Origin of the sequence: Streptomyces sp. NPDC094034 (assembly GCF_040303865.1) — a bacterium.
Taxonomy (GTDB): Bacteria; Actinomycetota; Actinomycetes; order Streptomycetales; family Streptomycetaceae; genus Streptomyces.
This window is the reverse complement of the sequence record NZ_JBEOUD010000012.1, coordinates 110728-132586: the sequence shown is the minus strand read 5'-3', so window position 1 is coordinate 132586 and position 21859 is coordinate 110728. Positions and strand designations below refer to the sequence as shown.

At 70.5% G+C, this 21859-nt stretch carries 19 protein-coding genes; 5 read left to right on the top strand and 14 right to left on the bottom strand.

Translation table 11 applies throughout. The features are described from left to right. Positions 1-6 precede the first annotated feature (6 nt). The 5 genes from ABTZ59_RS13980 to ABTZ59_RS13960 all read right to left on the bottom strand — a co-directional run bounded on the left by ABTZ59_RS13980 (position 7) and on the right by ABTZ59_RS13960 (position 6046). Positions 7-1326 carry an ABC transporter substrate-binding protein gene (locus tag ABTZ59_RS13980; protein ID WP_351395772.1) on the bottom strand — a complete coding sequence of 440 codons (1320 nt, stop codon included), beginning with the start codon at positions 1324-1326 and terminating at the stop codon, positions 7-9. Beyond that, on the bottom strand, positions 1326-2225 hold the full coding sequence (locus ABTZ59_RS13975; protein WP_351395769.1) for a carbohydrate ABC transporter permease: 900 nt from the start codon (positions 2223-2225) through the stop codon (positions 1326-1328). The genes ABTZ59_RS13980 and ABTZ59_RS13975 overlap by 1 nt, the downstream gene beginning before the upstream one ends. Beyond that, positions 2222-3181, bottom strand: coding sequence for a carbohydrate ABC transporter permease (locus ABTZ59_RS13970; protein WP_351395766.1), 960 nt, complete (start codon positions 3179-3181; stop codon positions 2222-2224). Before ABTZ59_RS13970 ends, ABTZ59_RS13975 begins: the two co-directional genes overlap by 4 nt. Positions 3182-3195: 14 nt before the next feature. Then, on the bottom strand, positions 3196-4260 hold the full coding sequence (locus tag ABTZ59_RS13965; RefSeq protein WP_351395763.1) for a LacI family DNA-binding transcriptional regulator: 1065 nt from the start codon (positions 4258-4260) through the stop codon (positions 3196-3198). A 328-nt stretch (positions 4261-4588) separates the two neighbouring features. Next, a complete protein-coding gene (locus tag ABTZ59_RS13960) occupies positions 4589-6046 on the bottom strand; it encodes an MFS transporter (protein ID WP_351395761.1) in 1458 nt (485 codons plus the stop codon). A 160-nt stretch (positions 6047-6206) separates the two neighbouring features. Here ABTZ59_RS13960 and ABTZ59_RS13955 point away from each other — a divergent pair, with 160 nt between their 5' ends. Then, positions 6207-6662, top strand: coding sequence for a MarR family winged helix-turn-helix transcriptional regulator (locus tag ABTZ59_RS13955; protein ID WP_351395759.1), 456 nt, complete (start codon positions 6207-6209; stop codon positions 6660-6662). 16 nt (positions 6663-6678) lie between these two features. Here ABTZ59_RS13955 and ABTZ59_RS13950 read toward each other — a convergent pair whose 3' ends face one another. The 4 genes from ABTZ59_RS13950 to ABTZ59_RS13935 are packed head-to-tail and all read right to left on the bottom strand — an operon-like array spanning position 6679 to position 11576. Further along, a complete protein-coding gene (locus tag ABTZ59_RS13950; RefSeq protein ID WP_351395756.1) occupies positions 6679-7827 on the bottom strand; it encodes an XdhC family protein in 1149 nt (382 codons plus the stop codon). Beyond that, complete coding sequence (locus ABTZ59_RS13945) at positions 7820-10009, bottom strand: xanthine dehydrogenase family protein molybdopterin-binding subunit (RefSeq protein ID WP_351395753.1); 2190 nt, start codon at positions 10007-10009, stop codon at positions 7820-7822. Before ABTZ59_RS13945 ends, ABTZ59_RS13950 begins: the two co-directional genes overlap by 8 nt. Further along, a complete protein-coding gene (locus ABTZ59_RS13940) occupies positions 10006-10998 on the bottom strand; it encodes an FAD binding domain-containing protein (RefSeq protein WP_351395751.1) in 993 nt (330 codons plus the stop codon). Before ABTZ59_RS13940 ends, ABTZ59_RS13945 begins: the two co-directional genes overlap by 4 nt. Beyond that, positions 10995-11576 (bottom strand): (2Fe-2S)-binding protein, encoded by a 582-nt coding sequence (locus ABTZ59_RS13935; protein WP_351395748.1) that lies wholly within the window; start codon positions 11574-11576, stop codon positions 10995-10997. Before ABTZ59_RS13935 ends, ABTZ59_RS13940 begins: the two co-directional genes overlap by 4 nt. A gap of 238 nt (positions 11577-11814) precedes the next feature. Here ABTZ59_RS13935 and ABTZ59_RS13930 point away from each other — a divergent pair, with 238 nt between their 5' ends. Together ABTZ59_RS13930 and ABTZ59_RS13925 are read left to right on the top strand one after the other, a co-directional pair. Continuing rightward, positions 11815-12480, top strand: coding sequence for a TetR/AcrR family transcriptional regulator (locus tag ABTZ59_RS13930; protein WP_351395745.1), 666 nt, complete (start codon positions 11815-11817; stop codon positions 12478-12480). A gap of 55 nt (positions 12481-12535) precedes the next feature. After that, the gene (locus ABTZ59_RS13925; protein ID WP_351395743.1) at positions 12536-13981 is read left to right on the top strand and encodes a glyceraldehyde-3-phosphate dehydrogenase; all 1446 of its coding nucleotides are present in this window, start codon (positions 12536-12538) and stop codon (positions 13979-13981) included. Positions 13982-13994: 13 nt separating this feature from the next. On the opposite strand, the gene ABTZ59_RS37365 is transcribed toward ABTZ59_RS13925, so the two are convergent. The 5 genes from ABTZ59_RS37365 to ABTZ59_RS13905 form a co-directional block, all read right to left on the bottom strand. Then, complete coding sequence (locus ABTZ59_RS37365) at positions 13995-14060, bottom strand: hypothetical protein (protein ID WP_503002789.1); 66 nt, start codon at positions 14058-14060, stop codon at positions 13995-13997. A gap of 83 nt (positions 14061-14143) precedes the next feature. Next, a complete protein-coding gene (locus tag ABTZ59_RS13920) occupies positions 14144-14827 on the bottom strand; it encodes a response regulator (protein ID WP_351395740.1) in 684 nt (227 codons plus the stop codon). Then, positions 14824-17235 (bottom strand): sensor histidine kinase, encoded by a 2412-nt coding sequence (locus tag ABTZ59_RS13915; RefSeq protein WP_351395737.1) that lies wholly within the window; start codon positions 17233-17235, stop codon positions 14824-14826. Before ABTZ59_RS13915 ends, ABTZ59_RS13920 begins: the two co-directional genes overlap by 4 nt. Positions 17236-17343: 108 nt before the next feature. Further along, positions 17344-18444: a winged helix DNA-binding domain-containing protein gene (locus ABTZ59_RS13910; protein ID WP_351395734.1), complete on the bottom strand. Its 1101-nt coding sequence runs from the start codon at positions 18442-18444 to the stop codon at positions 17344-17346. Positions 18445-18677: 233 nt separating this feature from the next. Then, on the bottom strand, positions 18678-19256 hold the full coding sequence (locus tag ABTZ59_RS13905; protein WP_351395906.1) for a DinB family protein: 579 nt from the start codon (positions 19254-19256) through the stop codon (positions 18678-18680). 124 nt (positions 19257-19380) lie between these two features. Here ABTZ59_RS13905 and ABTZ59_RS13900 point away from each other — a divergent pair, with 124 nt between their 5' ends. Beyond that, positions 19381-20379 (top strand): helix-turn-helix transcriptional regulator, encoded by a 999-nt coding sequence (locus ABTZ59_RS13900; protein WP_351395731.1) that lies wholly within the window; start codon positions 19381-19383, stop codon positions 20377-20379. A 202-nt stretch (positions 20380-20581) separates the two neighbouring features. After that, positions 20582-21859, top strand: a complete 1278-nt coding sequence (locus ABTZ59_RS13895) for an ABC transporter substrate-binding protein (RefSeq protein ID WP_351395728.1) — start codon at positions 20582-20584, stop codon at positions 21857-21859.

The following is a 21859-nucleotide window of genomic DNA, read 5'->3' as shown; positions in this document are numbered from 1 at the left end:
TCGGCTTCAGCGCTGATAGCGGTCGAGGATGCGGTTTCCGTCGTCCGCCAGGCGTTCGCGCAGTTCCGCGATGCCGAACGCGTTGTTGTAGTACTCCTGGTAGGCGGGGGTGGCGATCTTGTCCTTCCACTCCGCGTAGCCGCGTACCCCGAGCACCGGGGACGGGCGCAGACCGGCCGCGATGGTGGCGCCGGTCCTCCATCCATAGGTGTCGGTGTTGAGGGACGGGTCTTTCAGGGCCTGGGTGCTCGTGGGCAGCAGCCAGTCGCCGCGCGCCAGTCGCAGTTGGTTCTCGGGCTGGTTGAGGAAGGCGATGAAGTCGACCGCCGCCCGCTTGTGGGGGCTGTCCTCGGCGACCGAGAGGGTCTGCGGGATCGTGCCCTGGGTGGGCTCCCCCTCGCCGGTGGGCATCGGCAGGACCGTCCAGTCGAACCCCTTGGGAGCCTGCTGCCGCACCTGCTGGCGGAAGGAGAAGTTGAGCGGCAGCATCGCGTAGCGGCCGGCGAAGAAGCCGGGCAGGGTGTCCGAACCCGACATGCCGAGGCCGTTCTTGGGCGCGGTCCTGTCCTCGTTGACCTGTCGGTCGATCAGCCGTGCGACGGACGAGTCGGCGTCGTCGTAGCGGATCTCGTTCTTGCCGTCCGCGTCCTGGTAGAAGATCTCGCCACCGGTGGACAGCGACAGGTTGACGGACTGGGCGACCGGCTCCTTCATGGACCAGGCCACGCCGTACTGGTCGGTGGTGCCGTCGTTGTCCCTGTCGCGCGTCAGCTTCTTGCTGACATCCTCGAACTCGCCCCAGGTCCAGGGTTGTTGGGCGGTGGGGATCCGGACCCCCGCCTGCCGGAGAAGTTTCGTACTGGCGATGAGGACGCGTGGCTCCTGGACGAACGGGACGCCGTACGTCCCGTTGCCGTAGGCCGTGGTCTCCCACGCGGCCTCGGGGATGTCCTCGCGCAGTGACGCCGGCAGATACCCGCTGAGGTCGGCGAGGTAACCACCGTTCGCGAAGTCCGTGAGGTCCGAGGCGTCGTCGTGGATGATGTCGGGTGCCTCACCGCCCTCGAAGGAGGTGAGGAGCTGGTCGTGGATGGTGTCCCAGCTGCCCTGAACGTATCTGACCCGCACGTCCGGGTGTGTCTCGTTCCACTGCCTCACGAGCGCCTTGTTGGCGTCGACGGACTCCTTCTGCCAGGCCAGGCTGAGGAATTCGAGGGTGATCGGGCCGTCGGAGGAGTCCGGCCGCGAGCCGCTGCACCCGGCGACCAGGGTCAGCGCGAGGGCCGTGGCCGCGCACGCGCTCAGCCGCTTCGTACGGATACGCATCAGCCCTTCACCGCCCCGCTGAGCATGCCGCCCACGAGCCGGCGCTGGAGCAGCGCGAAGAAGAGCAGGCTGGGGATGGTCGCGAGGACCGAGGCCGCGGCCAGCGGGCCCAGGTCCGCCACGCCCTCGGCGCCGATGAAATGGGTGAGGATCACGGACATCGTCTGGTTCTCCGGAGACTTGAGGAGCACGAGGGCGAAGAAGAACTCGTTCCAGGCGGTGACGAAGGAGAACATCAGCGTCGCCACCAGGCCGGGCGCGAGCAGCGGCAGGACCACGCTGACGAGCGTGCGCACCCGGCCCGCGCCGTCCATCGCCGCGGCCTCCTCAAGGGAGCGCGGCACGGACTTGACGTAGCCCTGGAGCATCCACAGGGAGAAGGGCAGATTCCAGACGACGTACACGATGATCAGGCCGCCGAGGCTGTTGATCAGATGCAGATTCTTCAGGACCAGGAACAGCGGGATGATCACCAGCACGAACGGGAACATCTGGCTCACCAGGATCCAGACGGTGCCCGCCTGGCTGACCCGGGTCTTGTAGCGGACCATCACATACGCGGCCGGGACGGCGATCGACACCGAGATGACCGAGGCGCTGACCGCCACGAGAAGGCTGTTGAGCGCGGAGTGGAGCAGCGGCTGCGCCTCGAACGCGGCGCGGTAGTTGCCGAGACCGGGATCGACCGGCAGCCACGTCGGGTTGATCGAGCCCAGCTCCTGGGGTGACTTGAAGGACGTGGACACCAGCCAGAGGAGGGGGAAGGCGAGGAAGACCAGGAAGCCCAGCAGTGCCACGTACTGGCCGGTGCGGCCCGCGGCGCGCAGGGCCCGGACCTTGGGCGGAGCCTGGGGCAGGACCTTGGGCACCGCCTTGGGCGGGGCAGACGTCGCGCTCATGCCGCGTCCTCCTTCAGCTTCTTGCGCAGGAACAGGGTGAGCAGGACCGCGATCACGGCGACCATGACCAGCCCCATGGCGGCCGCGTAGCCGAACTGCCCGTACTTGAAGGCCTCTTCGTACGCGAAGAGCATCGGGAGCCGCGTCTGCCCGCCAGGTCCGCCCTGTGTGAGGACGTACACCAGGCCGAAGGAATTGAAGTTCCAGATGAAGTTCAGGGAGGTGATCGCGAGGATGACCGGCTTGAGCGCGGGCCAGGTGACGGTGGTGAAGCGGCGCCAGAGGCCGGCGCCGTCCAACTGGGCGGCCTCACGCAGTTCGTGCGGAACGTTCTGCAGACCGGCCAGGAGTACGACCGTGGTCTGCGGCATGCCCGCCCACACGCCGACGGCGATGACCGCGGGCAGCGCGTAGGAGAGATCGGCGAGCCAGTCCACGTTCTCGTGGAGCAGGCCGAGCTGGGTGAGTGTCTTGTTCAGGACACCGGCGTCGGAGTGATACACGAGCCGCCACATGATGCCGACGACGACCTCGGGCATCGCCCACGGTACGAGCGCCAGCGTCCGGGCCAGCCAGCGGAAGCGCAGATTCTGGTTGAGCAGCAGCGCGAGGCCCATGGCCAGCACGAATTGCAGCGCGGTCACGGACACCGCCCAGACGAGACCGATGCGGAAGGACTCCCAGAACAGCGAGTCGTGGCGCAGGTCGAGAAGGTTGTCCAGTCCGATGAACTGGGTGGCCGCCGTACGTCCCGCCTGCGCGTCGGTGAACGCGAGCGAGACGCCGTACAGGAGCGGGCCCACGCTGAGCACGAGGATCGGGATGAGCGCGGGAAGGAGCAGGAACCAGGCGTCCCGGTCCAGGCCGAGGGCCTGTCTGCGCTGGGCGGGGGTGCGGGGCGGTGGGGTGCCGCGGCTGCCCGGGACGGCCTTGGCCCGGGAGGCGGTGAGACTCATGGGGACCTCGTCCTCTAGCTGGTGGCACCCGTCGGCGCGGTGGAGGCGCGGACGACGAGGCGGGGAGGGGCGGTGGTGGTGCGGGGGGCCCTGGGGGCCGTGCCGTCAGGGGTGCGAAGGCGTTCCAGAAGGAGTTCGGCCGCGTGTCGGCCGCGCTCGGTGGAGCCGAGGTCGACGCTGGTCAGCGGGGGCCAGCCGGCCTGCGCGAGCAGGCTGTCGTCCATGCCCGCGACGCCGACGTCCTCGGGGATGCGAAGGCCCCTGGAGTGCAGGGCACGGGCGACGCCGAGCGCCAGTTGGTCATTGGCGCAGAACACGGCGTCGGGCAGGCAGGCGCTGTCGGCCAGCAGCTTCTCGGCGGCCTCGGCGCCCGAGTCGATGCCGAAGTCGGTGTGTACGACGAGCGAGTCGTCGTAGACGAGGCCGCGCTCCGCCATGGCGGAGCGGAACCCCTCGTCCCGGTTGCGGCCGGGCACCGTGTCGGAAGGGCCGTTGACGAAGGCGATACGGCGCCGGCCGGTCTCGTACAGATGGCGCACGGCCAGGGCGGCGCCGGCGACGGAGTCGGCGCGCACGCTGTCCACGGGCACTTCGTCGGGGAGCGAACCGATGACGACAACCGGTCCTGCCGCGGAGCGCAGCGCCTCGACATGCTCGTCCGTGATCCGGATCGGGCAGATGATGAGACCGTCGCTGGTGCGGTCGCCCAGGCTGCGCAGCACGGCGAGTTCGTCCTCCACCACGGCGTCGGTGGAGTGCAGCAGCAGCCGGTAGCCGGCCGCCTTGGTGACGGACTGGATGGCGCGGACCATCGCGACGTACACCGGGTTGCCGATGTCGGGCATCGCGAACGTCAACTGCCGTGTCCTGCCGTCCTTGAGGGAGCGCGCCACCGCGTTGGGCACATAGCCCAGCTCGGCGGCGGCCCGCTCCACCCTCTCGACGGTGTCCCGACGGGCCCCGAGGCCGTTGAGCACCCGGGAGACCGAAGCGATGGAGACCTCCGCGCGTTCGGCGATCGACACGATCGTCGGCTGACCGCCGCTCTGTGTCCTCGGCATCGTTCTGACCCCCGGCATTCGGACTCTGTAAACGTTTCCGGCGACTGGAAACGTTTACAGATATTGCTGTCACGTTTCCTTACCGTCAATAGACAGTAAATGTGACGCATCTCATAAGGGGGTGGCGGACGCGGGCTCCGGTCCGCGTCCGCCCTCGCTCAACGCCGGGGCGGGCCCGCCTACTTCGCGTACGCTCCGGTCGCGCCGGTCTTCCGGGGCGCGTGGGCGCGTGGGCGCGTGAGCTGTTCAGCGCCAGGGCCGCGGCGCGAGGCCCCGGCCATGGCGACTGTCGGCGGCCCGGTACCGCCCGGCGTCCACGCCCGGGTACCGGATGTGTTTGTTCCGGTTACGCCTCGACGGCGGACTTCTCCGGTACGGGGGCCGAAGAGGCCTTCTCCGGGCCGGCCGTGACGTTGCGTACGGCCGGAATGACGGCCGCGATCGCGGCCGAGACCACGGCGATGCCACAGCCGATCAGGAGGCCGGTACGGAAACCGCCCTCGGATGTGATGCTCCGGCCGGCGATGCTGGTCGTCATCTGGGAGAGCACCAGACCGATCACGGCGGCGCCGACGGAGGTGCCCAGAGAGCGCATCAGTGTGTTGAAGCTGTTCGCGGCGGCGGTCTCCGAGAGCGGGACGGAGCTCATGATGAGTGCCGGCATCGAGCCGTAGGCGAGTCCCACGCCGCTGTTGATCACCATGATGGCCAGCATGATTCCCCACGCGGACCCCATCAGCGCGAGCGACAGCCCGTAGCCCGCGGCGATGACCAGGGCTCCGCCGAGCAGGGTGACCTTCGGGCCGTAGGCATTGGTCAGCTTGCCGCCGAGAGGGGAGACGATCATCATCATCACGCCACCGGGTGCCATCCACAGACCGGACGCGAGGATCGACTGCCCCAGGCCGTAGCCGGTGGCCTCGGGGAACTGGAGCAGCTGCGGCATCACCAGCATGCCGGCGTACATCGCGAAACCGACGAAGACCGAGGCGACGTTGGTGAGCAGCACCCGGGGACGGGCCGTGGTGCGCAGGTCGACCAGCGGGTCGGCCGTACGCAGTTCCCACGCGCCCCAGCCGGTCAGGAGCACGACGGCGGCGGCGAACAGACCGAGTGTGGTCCCCGAACCCCAGCCCCAGTCGGCTCCCTTGGAGATGGCGAGCAGCAGACAGACCAGACCGGCCCCGAGGCCGAGCGCACCGGGCGCGTCGAAACGCTGCCCCTTGGCGGCGGCGGGCACGCTCGGGATCAGAAACCAGATCAGCACCGCGATCACCGTGGCCAGTACGGCGGATCCCCAGAAGAGCACCCGCCAGTTCGCGTACTGGGCGACCGCCGCGGCGATCGGCAGACCGAGACCGCCGCCGATCCCCATGGAAGCGCTCACCAGCGCGATGGACGAGCTGAGCTTCTGCGCCGGAACGACATCGCGCAGCAGGGCGATCCCCAGGGGCACCATGCCCATTCCCATGCCCTGTAGCCCGCGGCCGATGATCATCGGCACGACGGAGGACGAGAGCGCGCACACCACCGAGCCCGCGACCAGCGGCACCGAGCACACGAGGAGCATGCGGCGCTTGCCGATCAGGTCGCCCAGGCGGCCGACGACCGGGACGCAGACAGCCGCCACGAGGAGGGTGGTCGTGATCACCCAGGTGGCGTTCGACGGCGTGGTGCCCAGAATCCGCGGCAGCTCCGCGATGAGCGGCGTGACCAATGTCTGCATGATCGCCGCCGTGGTGCCGGCGAGCGCAAGCGTGGCGACCACGCCACCCGAACGGGAAGCGTGCTGTGGGGCGTCCATCAGGGGACTCCTAGTGAATGTGCGGCCGAAAAGTACTTGTGCATCGTACATATTGACTGCAACATCCACTTTACGTGCATGATTCATATGGGTGAGGAGTGCGGGTCGTCCGGGCGCGGTGCGACAATGACGGGCGAGAGAGGCAGGAGGCGACAGACGCATGGTCGGGGCCACGCACGAGGTCGAGTACGAGCAGATGCTGCTCAGCCGCCACACGTTTCTGAACCAGAGGGGCGGACGACGCAAAGACGCCTTGCTGGACCGCAGCGCCTACATCCTGCTGAGCCGCATCCGCTTGCAGGGGCCGATGTCGATCGGTGAACTCAGCGACGCCTTCGGGCTCGACGCCTCCACCCTGAACCGGCAAACGGCCGCGACCGTCCGCGCCGGACTCGCGGAGCGTATCCCGGACCCCGACGGCGGCATGGCCCGCAAGTTCCGCATCACGCCGGAGGGCGCGCGCGTACTCGACGAGGAGAGAGAGGGCATCATCCGCTCCCTGGACCGGGTCATGGCCGACTGGCCGGAGGAGGACATCGCCGCCTTCGCCGCCTATTTGAAGCGCTTCAACACCGACATCGAACGCCTCGGCGGCAGGCCCTGGCCCCGCGTCTGACGTCGCCGGGTCCGGGTCAGGCCGCGGTTCGGGAGCGGACCCCGCCCACCTCCGGTCCGTCCACGTCATGGTGAATGGGCGTCCCCGAACCGGTCAGGGGAACGCCTGTCCCGCCCCGGCGCGCCGCGACGATCTCGGCCGCGATGGACAGCGCGGTCTCCTCGGGGGTACGAGCGCCGAGGTCGAGACCGATCGGTGAGCGAAGGCGTGCCAACTCGCTCTCGCTGACGCCGACTTCGCGCAGCCGCCGATTGCGGTCCTCATGGGTGCGGCGCGAGCCCATCGCGCCGACGAACGCGACCGGCAGCCGCAGGGCCGTCTCCAACAGGGGAACGTCGAACTTGGCGTCATGGGTGAGCACGCACAGGACGGTTCGTTCGTCGGTCGTGGTGCGCCGGAGGTAGCGGTGCGGCCAGTCGACCACGAGTTCGTCGGCCTCGGGGAAGCGGACACGGGTGGCGAAGACCGGCCGGGCGTCGCACACGGTCACGTGGTAGCCGAGGAACCTGCCCACCCGGACGAGCGCCGTCGCGAAGTCCACGGCCCCGAAGACGATCAACCGGGGCGGCGGCACTCGCGACTCCACGAACAGTGCCACGCCGCCCGGGCAGCGTGATCCGTCCTCCGCGATCTCGACGGTGCCGGTGCGGCCGGAGTCCAGCATCGCGCGGGCCTCCTCCGCCGCCGTCCGGTCCAGTTCCGGATGTCCGTCGAGGCTTCCCTCGTACGACCCGTCGGGACGGACGAGCAGCGCCCTGCCGAGGAGTTCACCCGGCCCCCTGGCCACCCGGGCCAGTGCCGCCGCCTCTCCTCGGTGCGCGGCCGACACCGCGGCCCGGAACACCGGTGCGTCCGCGCGTACCGGCGTGACCAGCACCTCGATGACGCCGCCGCAGGTGAGTCCCACGGCGAAGGCGTCCTCGTCGCTGTATCCGAACCGTTCGCGTACGGTGCGGCCGTCCTGGAGCGCCTGGACGCACAGGTCGTACACCGCCCCTTCCACGCAACCGCCGGAGACGGAACCGATGGCGGTCCCCTGACCGTCGACCGCCAGGGCGGCGCCGGGACCGCGCGGCGCGCTGCCCCCGACGGACACGACGGTCGCGACGGCGAAGTCCCGGCCCTCCTCGAACCAGCGGTTCAACTCCTCGGCCATGTCAAGCACTTCGGGCTCCCTCCGCCGTCCGGCGCCGGGCCTCTTCCGCCGCACGCAGGACCCGGTCCGGACGGATCGGCAGGTGCCGGTGGCGTACGCCGGTCGCGTGCCACACCGCGTTGGCGATGGCGGCGGCGACGCCCACGACGCCGATCTCGCCGATGCCCTTGATCCCGATCGGGTCGCCCGGGATGGGGTCGTCCACCCAGTCCGCCTCGATGAGCGGCACGTCGGCGTGTGCGGCGAAGTGATAACCGGCGAGGTCGGCGCCGACATGACCGCCGGAGGCCTGGTCCCTGATCGCCTCCTCGTGGAGGGCCATGGACAGCCCCCAGGTCATTCCGCCGATGAGCTGGCCGCGCGCCGTGAGCGGGTTCACGATGGTGCCCGCGGCGTAGATGCCCAGCAGCCGCCGTACGCGCACCTCACCGGTGGTGACGTCCACCGCGACCTCGGCGAACTGCGCTCCGAAGGAGTGCCGTTCCTTCTTCGCGAGGGCGCCGATGGCCTCGGCCGTGTTCGAGCGGGCGGTGATCCCCTGCGGCGGAATGCCGCCGCCCAGGGCCAGCCGCTCCCGCAGTTCGTCCGCCGCGATCGTCACCGCCCAGGCCCAGGAGCGTGTGCCCATCGAACCGCCGGCGATCATCGCCGGGCCGAGATCGCTGTCCCCGAGGCGCACCCGGACACGGTCCGGATCCACCGCCAGCGCGTCGGCGGCGACCAGGACGATCGCGGTCCGCGCCCCGGTGCCGATGTCCGTCGCGTTGATCCGTACGGTGAAGGTGCCGTCCGTCTCCGCGGTCACGGCCGCCGTGGACGGGCGGGCTCCCGAGGGGTAGGTGGCCGCCGCGGTTCCGGTCCCGAGCAGCCAGCGCCCCTCACGGCGCAGACCGGGACGCGGATCGCGCTCCGCCCAGCCGAATCTGCGGGCGCCCTCCTCGAAGCAGGCGAGCAGATTACGGCTGCTGAACGGCAGCCCGGACACGGGACCCGTCTCCGGCTCGTTGCGCGCACGCAGCGCGATCGGGTCCAGGCCGCACTTCTCGGCCAGTTCGTCCAGGGCGGATTCGACGGCGAAGGACCCCGGCGCCTCGCCCGGTGCGCGCATCCAGGACGGGGTCGGCACGTCGAGCCGTACGAGCCGGTGAAGCGTGCGATGCGCGTCGGCGTCGTACATCACGCGGCCCAGCACGGCGCTCGACTCGACGAATTCGTGCACGGTCGACGTAAGGCTCAGTGCCTGGTGGTCGAATGCCCGCAGCCGGCCGTCGGTGTCGGCGCCGAGCCTCATCCGCTGCGCCGTGGGACTGCGGAAGCCGACAAGCGAGAACAGCTGACGGCGGGTCAGTACGACACGGACCGGGCGATGGAGGAGGGTCGTAGCCATCACCGCGGCCACTTGGTGAGGGGTGAGCCCCTTCGATCCGAAGCCGCCGCCGACGTGTTCCGACCGCACCCGAACGGAGGCCGGATCGAGGGAGAAGAGATGCGCCAGCTCGGTCGCCACCCAGGTGCTGCCCTGGTTGGAGTCGACGACGTCGAGCCGGCCGCCGTCCCAGCGAGCCGTCGCCGCGTGCGGCTCCATCGGGTTGTGGTGCTCCTCGGGGGTGGTGTACTCCTCGTCCACGACGACGGCGGACGCGCCGAGTTGGGCCTCTATGTCCCCCTTCTCCGTCTCGGCCTGGACCATCGGGTTGCTGTCCGGCGTATACACACCGGAACGTCCGGCGAGGAACGCCACGTCGTGCGGCTCCTCGTCGTAGCGCACCACCAGTGCCTCGGCAGCCTCCCTGGCCTGCTCGGAGGTCTCGGCCACGACCAGCGCCACCGGCCATCCCACGAAGGGGACACGGTCGTGCTGGAAGAGCGCGAGGACCGGGTTCGGCCGCCCCAGCATGCCCATGTAGTCGATGTCGACGCGCGGCGCGTTCCCGTGGTGCAGCACGGTGAGGACGCCGGGCATGGCCAGCACGGGGGAGTCCTCGACGGAACGGATACGGCCACGGGCCACGGTCGACAACACCAGCCAGCCATGGGCGAGTTCGGCGAAGGGGATCTCTCCGGAGTAGCGGGCCGCCCCGGTGACCTTGTCATGGCCCTCCACCCGGGTGTGGGCGGAGCCCACGGCTCCCGTCACGGCGGAGATACCGGCCGTCGTGTTCCGTGTGGTCGGTGTGGTCGGTGTGGTCATCGGGTCGCCTCCGCGGAGAGTTCGGTCAGCACGGCCACCACGAGGTTGCGCGTCAACGTCACCTTGTATCCGTTCTCGGGAAGCGCCTCGGCGGCCTCCAGCTCGGCATCCGCGGCGGCGGCGAACGCCTCCGCATTCGCCGGGCCGCCGATCAGCGCCCGCTCGGCCGTACGGGCCCGCCACGGCCGGGACGCGACCGCCCCGAACGCCAGGCGTACTTCCCGTACGACACCGTCCTGGACATCGAGGGCGGCGGCGATCGAGCCGATCGCGAACGCGTACGAGGCGCGCTCGCGCACCTTCCGGTAGCGCGAGTTGGCGGCGACCGGGGCAGCCGGCAGTGTGACGCCGGTGATCAGTGCGCCGGCCGGGAGGGCGGTCTCGATGTGCGGGGTGTCGCCCACGGGCGAATAGAACTCGGCGATCGGCAACTCGCCTGGTCCGTCCGCCGTTTCGTACGAGATGACGGCGTCGAAGGCGGCGAGCGCGACCGCCATGTCCGAGGGATGGGTGGCGACGCAGTGCTCGGAGGCGCCGAGGATCGCGTGATTGTGGTGCTCGCCCGCGAGGGCGGGGCAACCGCTGCCCGGAGCACGCTTGTTGCATGGTTTGCCGAGGTCGGTGAAGTAGCCGCAGCGGGTCCGCTGGAGCAGATTCCCGCCGACCGTGGCCATGTTGCGCAGCTGTCCCGAGGCACCGGCCAGGACAGCCTGTGCCAATGCCGGGTAGTGACGCCGTATGTCGGGGTGGGCCGCGAGATCGCTGTTGGTGGCGGTCGCGCCGATGCGCACTCCGCCGTCCTGTGTGGACTCGATTCCGTCAAGGGGGAGTTCGCGTACGTCGATGAGCAGCGCGGGCCTTTCCACACCGGACTTCATCAGGTCGATGAGGTTGGTGCCGCCGCCGAGGAGGCGGGCCTCGGGGGCGGCGCCGAGCAGGGCGACCGCGCCGGAGACGTCGACGGCACGTTCGTAACCGAACTCCCTCATGCCGCCACCTTCTTGACCTCGGACTCGCCCGCTGCCGCGTCGGCCTCGGCGGCCTCCTCCGCCGCCCGCGCGACCGCCCGCACGATCGACACGTAGGCGCCGCAGCGGCACAGATTGCCGCTCATCCGCTCGCGTATCTCCTCGGCGGTGAGCGCGGGCACTCCCGCTTCGGGCCGGATGTCGTCGGTCACGGCGCTCGGCCAGCCCGCCGCGTGCTCCTCGATCACCGCGAGCGCCGAACAGATCTGCCCCGGTGTGCAGTATCCGCACTGATAGCCGTCGAGGTCGAGAAACGCCTGCTGCACCGGGTGCAGCCGCTCACCGTCGGCCACGCCCTCGATGGTGGTGATCGCGCGTCCCTCGGCCGCGACCGCGAGTTGGAGGCAGGAGACCGCCCGGCGTCCGTCGAGCAGCACCGTACAGGCACCGCATTGGCCCTGATCGCATCCCTTCTTGGTACCGGTCAGATCAAGGTGCTCACGCAGGGCGTCGAGCAGGGTGGTGCGATGGTCGACGGGCAGCGTGTACTTTTCGCCATTGATGTGCAGAGTGATGACGCTGGACGTCGATGGGGCCATGATCAGCCTTCTTTCGCATTGCTGAGGTGCGTCGTCGAACGAGGCGATCCCGGTGGAAGGTCCGGGAGTGAGGGGGCACGGGTCGGCCGCACTGGCCGCATGTGCCGCTATGGTGAACCTAAGCGGACAGATGTCCGTTACTCATCGAACCTAACGGACAGCTGTCCGGTTAGCAAGGTCGGCTTGATCGTTGTTCCGGGACCCCGGAAGACCTGGCTGAATTCCGGAAGGAGCGCAAGTGCGGCCGGAAGAGGGACGCGCGCGGGAAGAGGCGGGACTGCGCTCGGACGCGCAACGCAATCGCCGGCGCATTCTGGAAGTCGCGCTGGTCGAGCTGACGCGAGCCGCGGACGCCCCACTGAGCGCGATCGCGAAGAAGGCGGGCGTCGGGCAGGGGACGTTCTACCGCAACTTCCCCAACCGCGAGGCACTTGTCCTGGAGGTCTACCGCTACGAGATGCAGCAGGTCGCCGACACCGCCGCCCAGCTCCTGCGGACCCGCGCGCCCGACCGGGCCCTGAGGGAGTGGATGGACCGCCTGGCCCAGTACGCGATGGCCAAGGCGGGCCTGGCCGCCGCGTTGCGCAAGGCCACCAGTGACCACGGCGGCCTGGCCCAGCTGGGGCACGGCCCGGTGACCCGGGCGATCACGCTGCTGCTGCACGCGAACGAGGAGGCCGGCACGATCCGCCGGGGGCTGACCCCCGACGACTTCGTGCTCGCCATCGCCGGGCTCTGGCAGCTCGACCCGCACAGTGACTGGCAGCCGCGCGCGACGCGACTCCTGGACCTCGTGATGGACGGACTACGGGCGGGCGCGTCCGGAGCGGACGGGCCCGCGACGGACGGGCCCGCGACGGACGTGTCCGAGGTGGACGGCTTCAGTATCGGCACCGATCAATGAGCAAAATATCGACGGGTTACCATATGAGCGCCGCCTAGCTCGAAAGATAAGATCTGTGACTGTCGCTGAGGAATCGTTCACCAACTGGAAGCACCGCGAGGAGATCGCGGAGGCGATGATCCCGATCATCGGGAAGCTGCACCGGGAGCGGGACATCACGGTCCTTCTCCACAGCCGTTCCCTGGTGAACAAGTCGGTGGTCAGCATCCTCAAGACCCACCGATTCGCCCGGCAGATCGCCGGCGAGGAACTTTCGGTCACGCAGACACTCCCGTTCCTGCGCGCTCTCACCACACTCGATCTCGGCCCCTCGCAGATCGACATCGGCATGCTCGCCGCGACGTACAAGGCCGACGATCGTGGTCTCTCGGAGGAGGAGTTCACCGCCGAGGCCGTCGAGGGCGCGACGGGTGACAACAAGATCGAGTGCCGCGCGCCGCGCGATGTCGTCCTCTACGGCTTCGGCCGCATCGGCCGCCTTCTCGCCCGGCTGCTCATCGAGAAGACCGGCTCCGGCAACGGCCTGCGGCTGCGCGCCATCGTCGTGCGCAAGGGAGCCGGCCAGGACCTCGTCAAGCGCGCCTCGCTGCTGCGCCGTGACTCCGTCCACGGCCAGTTCCAGGGCACGATCACCGTCGACGAGGCGAACAGCAAGATCATCGCCAATGGCAACGAGATCCGGGTGATCTACTCCGACGACCCCACGTCGGTGGACTACACGGCGTACGGCATCAAGGACGCCATCCTCATCGACAACACCGGCAGGTGGCGTGACCGCGAGGGTCTGTCGAAGCACCTCCGCCCGGGCATCGACAAGGTCGTTCTGACCGCGCCCGGCAAGGGCGACGTCCCCAACGTCGTCCATGGCGTCAACCACGACGCGATCGAACCGGACGAGCGGATCCTGTCCTGCGCGTCCTGCACCACCAACGCGATCGTCCCGCCGCTGAAGGCGATGGCGGACGAATACGGCGTGCTGCGCGGTCACGTGGAGACCGTCCACTCGTTCACCAATGACCAGAACCTGCTGGACAATTACCATCAGTCCGACCGCCGCGGCCGGTCGGCCCCGCTCAACATGGTCATCACCGAGACGGGCGCCGCCTCCGCGGTCGCCAAGGCGCTGCCGGACCTCGACGCGAGGATCACCGGCAGCTCCATACGCGTCCCGGTGCCGGACGTCTCCATCGCGATCCTCAGCCTGCGACTCGCGCGCGAGACCAACCGCGAGGACGTCCTCGACTATCTGCGCAACGTGTCGCTGAGCTCTCCGCTCAAGCGTCAGATCGACTTCATCAGCGCCCCCGACGCCGTCTCCAGCGACTTCATCGGCTCGCGCCACGCCTCGATCGTCGACGCCGGTGCCACCAAGGTCGAGGGCGACAACGCGATCCTCTACCTCTGGTACGACAACGAGTTCGGCTACTCCTGCCAGGTCATCCGGGTCGTCCAGCACGTATCCGGGGTGGAGTACCCGACCTACCCGGCCCCGGCGGTCTGATCGCGACGGGCTCTCACCGCCGCAGCGCGCGGGCGCACCAGCCGATGACCACGGCGTTCACCAGGGCACCGAGACCGATCGCGATGCGGTGTTCTCCTCGTGTGCGGTGCTCATGGCTTCAATGCGCTGTCGACGGTGGGGGGCGCGGACGTCCGGTGGGCGTCACGGGTGTGTGCCGGGTGGGGTCACCCGGGCGAGCCCCAGGTCGTACGCGAGGATGGTCGCCTGTACCCGGTCGCGTACCCCGAGTTTGCGCAGCAACGCGCTCATATGGGACTTGACGGTCCCGACGGTGATGTCGAGTTCGGCCGCGATCTCCGCGTTGTTCAGTCCGGAGGCGACCAGGGTGAGGACGAAGCGCTCTCGTGCGGTCAGCCCGTCCAGGGTCGCCGCGCCCTTGCCGTCCATCGGCCCCGCGTGCCGGTCGGCGGCGTAGTGGCCGATGAGCCGACGGGTGGCGGACGGGGCGAGAACGCTCTCCCCACCGGCCACGACCCGGATGCCGTGCAGCAGTTCGGCCGCCTGCACGTCCTTGAGGAGGAAGCCGGACGCACCGGCGCGCAGCGTTTCGAAGACGTACGCGTCGAGGTCGAACGTGGTCAGCACGAGGACGCGTGGCGGATTGTCGCGCCCGGTGATGATCCGGGTGGCGGTGATGCCGTCGAGCCCGGGCATCCGTACGTCCATGACGATCACGTCCGGCGCGAGCTGTTCGGCGAGGCTCACCGCGGCGGCGCCGTCGCCCGCCTCACCGACGACGGTCATGTCCGGCTCGGCGTCGATGACGGCCGCGAAGCCCGCCCGGACGACGATCTGGTCGTCGACCACCAACACGGTGAGGGTCATGGGGCTTCCTTCGGGAGTGTGGCCCCGTCACTCGGGACGGTGCTCAGGGGCAGACACAACTGGACCGTGTCCGGTCGTTCGGTGGTGAGGGTGCCGCCGAGGGCGGCGGCCCGCGTCACCAGGTGTCGCTGTGCCGAGAGGCGGCCGGCGTGGGACATGCCGGTCACGGTAAGGGTCAGTTGATGGTCCGCGGCGTCGAGGACGAGCTCCGCGGGTTCGTCACCGCCCGCCTGGAGAACAACCTCGGCGGCCCGGTAGGCGGCGATGTCCACCTCCGGGGGCAGCCGCTGCGGCACGCGGTCGGTGAGTCGCACCTCCACCTTTCGCCCGGTGGCCCGGCACTGGCCGACGAGCAGGTCGAGTGCCTGGAGCGTGGGCTGCGGCCGGAGTTCGGCGTGCCGCTCCCCGGCACGGACCGTTTCGAGCAAGGACCGCATGGCGGTCAAGGCGTCGCGGGCCCGTTCCGCCGTCCGCGCGAGCCGGCCCGCCTCCGCCTCCTCGACCACTTCGGCCGTGCGTGCCAGCACGGTGGTCTCCAGCCCGATGGTGATGCGGCGGCGTTCGGCCCAGGCGTCCCTGACCGCTTCCTCCGTCCATGCCGCGAGACGGTCCTGGTCCGTGTCGCGGGCGGCTCGCCGGCGCTTCCCGTACCAGGCGCCGATGGACCAGGCGAGGGCGGCCGCCGACCCGGCCATGGCGATCGCGGCCCCGACCACCGCCCAGACGGGAGAGGTGAGACCACGGGCCAGTACGGCGGCGATCACCGCGACCGCGTGCACGGCGGCGGCCACCACCGGTACGGCCCGACGGGGCACGGCCACGCCACCGGCCCGACGAGGCACCGTCACGGTCCCGTTCGGACCGGGCCGGCGCGCGGCGGGCCGCGCAGCGGTGCGCCGGGCGGGGGAGAGGCCGGACCCGGAGGCACCGGCCGCCATCATGGCGAGCGCCACGCAGGTGGCGAGCGCGCTCAGCCCCGGCGGCACAAGCACCGGCCCCGTGTACCCGCTCACGGACATTGCCACCGGCCAGAGTCCGGCGAGGACCAGCAGCACACCCAGCGCGGTCCGCGGAACCCGCCGCGACCACAGCAGTGTGAGCACCTGCGCCGTGGCGAGCAGCGCGAAGAGCGCACCGGCAGAGACCCCCGGTCCGGCAGGCGTCGTACTCTCCCTGACGACCAGGAGCGGCAGCAGCGGCTGGAGGCACAGCCCCGCGGCGGCGATGAGCTGAGCGAAGCGGTGGACGCGTGGAACGGACGCGGCCGGCGCTGCCCTGTTCCGCCCCGGCAGGACCGCGTGCACCTCCCACCCTCCGTCCGGTGTCGGCCCGCTGGTGAGCGTGCCGCCCGCCTCCCGAGCCCGGCCGCGCAGGAAGTTCTGGCCGTTCCCGCCCCCGAGCCCCTTGCCGCGCGGTGTACCGGTGCCGGACGCGTCCGGCGGAGCGTTGCGCACCACGATGTCCGTGTGGGTGTCGCCGTAGGAGCAGCGCACGGTGGTGGGCGCGCCGGAGGCATGGCGAACCACATTGGTCAGCGCCTCGCGGACAATGCCGTACGCGGCGTCGCCGACGGAGCCGTCCGGAAGGGCCTCGGCCTCATAGGTCACCGGCTGGCCGAGAGCACGGAATCCGGCCACCAGTTCGCGCAGTCGCTCCTCCGGCGCCGGGAGGTCCTCCGGTGTGGGTGTGGGGGCCCTCACCGCGCTCAGTGCCCGGGTCACCTCGCGGCCGGTCTCGGCGGCGAACCGTACCGCCTGGTCGGCCAGCTCGGGCCGGCGGTCGCGCAGCCCGAGCGCCGCCTCGACCGTCACGACCACCGCCGTCAGATGGTGCGCGCTGACGTCGTGCAACTCCCTTTCCATCCGGCGTCGTTCCGCCGCCGGAAGCCGGTGCCGCTCGTCCTCCGCCCGGCGCAGACGCCGTTCGGCGGCTTGCCGAGCCGCCCGTACCCGGCGCAGGAACAGCCCCGTACCGGTGGCGGTCGCGTAGAGCAGCGTGGTGAGGACCAGGTCGAGACCCTGGCCGCCGCCGAGATCGTGCAGGCTGATGCCGTGCACGAGCTGCCAGAGCGCGAGCGTCGCCACGCACAGCAGCGCCGTGAAGGTGTCCCGTTCAGTGGCCACCGTGAACAGGGCCAGCGCCACACCAGCGGTACCGAGCACGGCCACCGCGCCCACGGGCAGTGGCCCCGAGCCGACCGCGCAGGCGGCGGCGACCAGAATGAGGGCGGGCACCGGGCGGGTACGGCGGACCGTGAGCGCGACGGCCACCAGACCGCCGACCAGGACGGCCGCGAGGAGGTGTGCGGCCGTCGGGGTCGCACCACGCGCCAGCGTGTACCCCGGCCACACGACGGCCTGGGCGCTGAGCAGCAGGACCGGGAGAAGCCGGTTGTCAGTTCGTTCCATGATGGCCCCCACGCTATGGGCACCCGCGATTCGTGGGCATCGGGCCTCAGGACGATCACGCCCTCTGACCAGAGACAGAGACGGCCCCCACAACAGAGACAGCCCCCATCAGCGGGGAGCATCGGCGATCTCCACGCGGTCGCTGTCGTTGTCGGAGAGGAACGATGCCAGCTCCCGCGCCTGTTCGGCCACGGCGGTGCGATCGGCCCGACGGAGGGGGCGCAGCGGGGTGACCACCACCGTGCCGGCCGCGACGGTCCAGGTCGCGGCCACCCGGCCGTCGACCAGGACAACGCGGGCGCCGGTGACCGACAGGCCGCGGTGAGTGTCGTCGATGATCCGGCCGCGGTCGTGGTAGCCGAGGATCGCGTTGTCGAACGCCGGCAGGAACCGCACCGGGGCCGGTGTGCCGGGGTCGGGGCGCGGTGCGTCGGGGAGGTCGAGCAGTTCCCGGCCGCGCTCGTCACGGAAGGTCACCAGCTCCTCGCGTATCGCGGCGACCGCGGCCGGCAGTCCGGTGAGGCCGCACCAGGCGCGGAGGTCGGCCGAGGCCGCCGGGCCGAACGCGGCCAGGTAGCGCCGTACCAGCGCCTGGCCCACAGGATCGGAGCCGTCCGGGGACGGAGGGTCGATCTCGCGGCCCAGCCAGGACGCGAGCAGCACATTGCGCACTCCTCCCTTGGTCCGCCAGAGCCCGCGCGGCGGCATCTGCGCCACCGGGACGAGGGCGGCGATCAGCATCTCGCCCAGTGGTCGCGTCCCCGGCGTCGGCCAGCGGTCGGCGAGCGCTCGCGCGAGCTCGCTCATCGAGCGGGGCTCGCCGTCGGCCATGACCGCCAGGCCCGCCGCGGACAACTCGCCGAGGTCTGTCCCGTCGAACTCGCGACGGTAGGTTCCCCGTACCCGTTGACGCAGCATGGTGTCGTGGCGGGCCCGCCAGGCCAGGGCGTCGTCGGCGGTGACGAGGTGGACGGTGCGGCGCATGAGATGGGTCCGCACCACACGCCGCCCGGTCAGCAGATCCGACAGCACCGACGGGTCGAACGCGCGCAACCGTGACCAGAGCCCGACGAACGGTTCCTGAGGTTCCTGTGCTTGCAGACCGCCGAGGTGCGCGACGGCGTCGAGGACCGGTACGTCGGCGCGATCGAGCAGCAACTGCCGGGCCAGCGTCGCGCGGTTGAGCGCCCGGGTGTCGAGAACGGTCATCGGACCACGCCCGCGGCGCGCCGCCGGTCGGTGGTACCGGCCTGTCCGGCCGTCATGCCGCCCAGGCGGTGGGGGCCGACCCGCATACCGGTCCGCCCCGGTTCACGCATTCTCACGGTGACGCCGTTCCCTTCGCATCCGTACACGTTCCGTATCCGTTTCGTACCCGCCTTGGGGCCAGGACCGGACGGCCGGCGGGCGGCTGTCCGGTCCTGGCCCCAATCCCTCGCCGGTCAGGTCGACTTCTGGCCGTCGAGCGTCTCGCGCAGGATGTCCGCGTGCCCGGCGTGCTGGGCGGTCTCGGCGATGAGGTGCAGCAGCACCCCGCGCACACTGAGCACCGCACCCGGCTCGTTCCAGGGCGCCTCGGGCAGCGGGTGTGTCGTCGACAGGTCGGGCACGGTGGTGGCGATCTCCTCGGTCCTGGCGGCGACCTCCTCGTACCGCGCGACGACCCCGGCCAGCGTCTCGCCGGGCAGCATCTGGAAGTCGTTCCGGTGGTCGATCGCCCACCGCGGGAACTCGCGTGCGGTGCCGGCGGCGATGTCGCCCCAGGTGACACCGTCGGGCAGGTCGTAGCGCATCGCCGACGGGCCCTCGACCGCGAAGCGCGCCCAGCCTTCCTCCATGGACGCCACATGCTTGATCAGCCCGCCCAGGCACAGCTCGCTGACCGTCGGGTGCTCGCCGGCCTGTTCGTCGCTGAGCCCGCGCACGGTGTTGATCAGGGCCGATCGCGCGGTCGTGAGGGCGGCGAGCAGGTCGGTCCGCTCGGCGTCGACGCTTGAGCCGGGTGTGGTCGCGGGGGTCATGATGATCAGGTCCTTCCGGTTGTTCTCGGTGCTGTTCTCGGTGCTGTTCTCGGTGTCTCGCACGAGACAACAGTCCCAGGGGAAGCGGACAGGGTGTGTCCGCTTCTCGGGGCACTATGGAGTCATGCCGAAAACCTCAGCGCGACTGCTCGCCCTCCTCTCGCTGCTCCAGGCGCGCCGGGACTGGCCCGGTGCGCTGTTGGCGGAGCGGCTGGAGATCAGCCCCCGCACCGTACGCCGCGATGTCGACCGTCTGCGTGAACTCGGCTATCCCATCGTGGCGTTCAAGGGGCCCGACGGTGGCTACCGGCTCGACGCGGGCTCGGAGCTGCCCCCGTTGCTGTTCGACGACGAACAGGCCGTCGCCCTCGCCGTCGCCCTCCAGATCGCCACCACCGCCGGTGCGGGCATCGAGGAAGCCGCGGTACGCGCGCTGAACACCGTGCGACAGGTCATGCCGGCCCGGCTGCGCCATCGCGTCGACACTCTCCGGGTCACCGCCGTCGAGCGGCCCGCGAGCCGGCACACCTCGGGGGTCGACAGCGGTGTGCTGATGACGCTCAGCGCCGCCGTCCACGCCCGCGAGGTGCTTCGCATCGACTACACCCCCTACACCCCCGCATCCGCACCGGGAACCGCCGAGGACGACCGCTCCGAACCCGCGCCGCGCCGGGTGCAGCCCCATCACCTTGTCACCTGGGGCGGGCGCTGGTATCTCGTCGCGTGGGACCTCGACCGCGAGGACTGGCGCACCTTCCGCGTGGACCGGATCACCCCGCGTACCCCCACGGGGCCCCGCTTCACCCCGCGTGAACTGCCCGGAGGGGATGTGGCGGCCTTCGTGACCGCCAGGTTCCTGGGCTCCGACGGCTCGGGCCACTGGCCCTGCCGCGGCGAGGTGATCCTCGCCCTGCCGGCCGCGGCCGTGTCTCCCTACACCGCTGACGGCGTCGTCGAGGAACTCGGCCAGGACCGCTGCCGACTCGTGCTGGGCTCATGGTCATGGGTCGGACTGGCCGCCACCATCGGCAGGTTCGACGCCGACATCGAGGTCGTCGGCCCCGTCGAGCTCAAGGACGCCTTCGCGGGTCTGGCCCGCCGCTACACCAACGCCGCGACCTGAGGGCTGTTCCGTGCTGTTTCGTTGTTCCGTCATCCATCCTGTTACGTCATTCTGCTCCGTCATCCATTCGGTTGTTCCTTCCCGAGCCCGCCGAACGAGGGCGGCCGACCGCTGACGGGCCAAGCCGCTCACAGACACATCCGGGTGGTTTCACGCGCGAGCGATACTGCTTCCACACCTCGGCGCCACACACTGATGAACCATGCGCCAGTCAAGATCGTCCACCAACCGCGTCACCCGTCGGCGGTTGCTGTCCGTCTCCGGTGCCCTCGCGCTGACCGCCGCCTGCGGCTCCAACACCGGCCGGGACGGGGGCCGGGACGGGGGAGCGGGCGGTGGTCCGGCGCTCGATCACTGGTATCACCAATACGGCGAGGCCGGCACCGAACAGGCGGTGCGGCGCTACGCGTCCGCGTACCGGAAGGCACGGGTCAACGTCCAGTGGCGGCCCGGGAACTACGACCAGCAGACGGCCGCGGCGCTACTGACCCGGAGCGCGCCGGACGTCTTCGAGGGCTGGCCGACCCTCGACCAGATCCGGGGAGGACAGGTCGCCGATCTGACCGGCCTGCTGACGGGCGTCCGGGACGACTTCCATCCCGCGGTGCTCGCCCCCAAGACATATCAGGGCAAGGTGTACGGCATCCCGCAGGTCATCGACACGCAGGCGCTCTACTACCGCAAGAGCCTGCTGGACAAGGCGGGTGTCCGGCCGCCGCGTACCCTTGACGAACTGATCGACGCCGCCAAGGCGTTGACGACGAAGCACGTCAAGGGACTCTTCCTCGGCAACGACGGCGGCGCCGGTGTCCTCGGCGCCACCCCGCTGCGCGCCGCCGGCCTGGAACCGGTCACCTCCGACGGAGAAGTCGGCTTCGACGACCCGCGGGCCGCCCGGACCCTCGGCAAACTGCACCGCTTCCACGCCGACGGCTCCCTCCTGCTCGGCGCTCCCACCGACTGGTCCGACCCGTCCGCGTTCGTCCAGGGGCTGACCGCCATGCAGTGGACGGGACTGTGGGCCCTGCCGGGCATCCAGCGGGCGCTCGGCGACGACTTCGGCGTCCTGCCCTTCCCCGAGGATGGCCCCCAGGGCAGGCCGTCGGTCCCGGTCGGCGCCTATGGCGCGGCCGTCAGCGCGCGCAGCGGCCATGTCGAGGCGGCGAAGGCCTACGTGAAGTGGCTGTGGGTCGAACGCACCGACTATCAGCGGGACTTCGCGCTGTCCTACGGTTTCCACATCCCCGCCCGGCTCTCGCTGGCGAAGAAGACGGCCGTACTCGCCGAGGGCCCCGCGGCCGACGCCGTTCGGTTCGCGACCGACTACGGATACGCGGGGCCACTGCTGTGGACCGACAGGAGCCTGACCGCCTTCCAGGACGCCCTGAGCCGGATCATCATCGACGGCGCCGACCCGGCCGCACAGCTCAGACCGGTCATCGCCACGACGAGGGCCGAGTTGAAGCGGGTGCGGTCATAG

Bases quoted from the DNA above. Each gene is read 5' to 3' on its own strand.
- ABTZ59_RS13980 (WP_351395772.1), bottom strand. From the start codon at position 1,326: ATGCGTATCCGTACGAAGCGGCTGAGCGCGTGCGCGGCCACGGCCCTC.
- ABTZ59_RS13975 (WP_351395769.1), bottom strand. From the start codon at position 2,225: ATGAGCGCGACGTCTGCCCCGCCCAAGGCGGTGCCCAAGGTCCTGCCC.
- ABTZ59_RS13970 (WP_351395766.1), bottom strand. From the start codon at position 3,181: ATGAGTCTCACCGCCTCCCGGGCCAAGGCCGTCCCGGGCAGCCGCGGC.
- ABTZ59_RS13965 (WP_351395763.1), bottom strand. From the start codon at position 4,260: ATGCCGGGGGTCAGAACGATGCCGAGGACACAGAGCGGCGGTCAGCCG.
- ABTZ59_RS13960 (WP_351395761.1), bottom strand. From the start codon at position 6,046: ATGGACGCCCCACAGCACGCTTCCCGTTCGGGTGGCGTGGTCGCCACG.
- ABTZ59_RS13955 (WP_351395759.1), top strand. From the start codon at position 6,207: ATGGTCGGGGCCACGCACGAGGTCGAGTACGAGCAGATGCTGCTCAGC.
- ABTZ59_RS13945 (WP_351395753.1), bottom strand. From the start codon at position 10,009: ATGACCACACCGACCACACCGACCACACGGAACACGACGGCCGGTATC.
- ABTZ59_RS13940 (WP_351395751.1), bottom strand. From the start codon at position 10,998: ATGAGGGAGTTCGGTTACGAACGTGCCGTCGACGTCTCCGGCGCGGTC.
- ABTZ59_RS13935 (WP_351395748.1), bottom strand. From the start codon at position 11,576: ATGGCCCCATCGACGTCCAGCGTCATCACTCTGCACATCAATGGCGAA.
- ABTZ59_RS13920 (WP_351395740.1), bottom strand. From the start codon at position 14,827: ATGACCCTCACCGTGTTGGTGGTCGACGACCAGATCGTCGTCCGGGCG.
- ABTZ59_RS13915 (WP_351395737.1), bottom strand. From the start codon at position 17,235: ATGGAACGAACTGACAACCGGCTTCTCCCGGTCCTGCTGCTCAGCGCC.
- ABTZ59_RS13910 (WP_351395734.1), bottom strand. From the start codon at position 18,444: ATGACCGTTCTCGACACCCGGGCGCTCAACCGCGCGACGCTGGCCCGG.
- ABTZ59_RS13905 (WP_351395906.1), bottom strand. From the start codon at position 19,256: ATGACCCCCGCGACCACACCCGGCTCAAGCGTCGACGCCGAGCGGACC.
- ABTZ59_RS13900 (WP_351395731.1), top strand. From the start codon at position 19,381: ATGCCGAAAACCTCAGCGCGACTGCTCGCCCTCCTCTCGCTGCTCCAG.
- ABTZ59_RS13895 (WP_351395728.1), top strand. From the start codon at position 20,582: ATGCGCCAGTCAAGATCGTCCACCAACCGCGTCACCCGTCGGCGGTTG.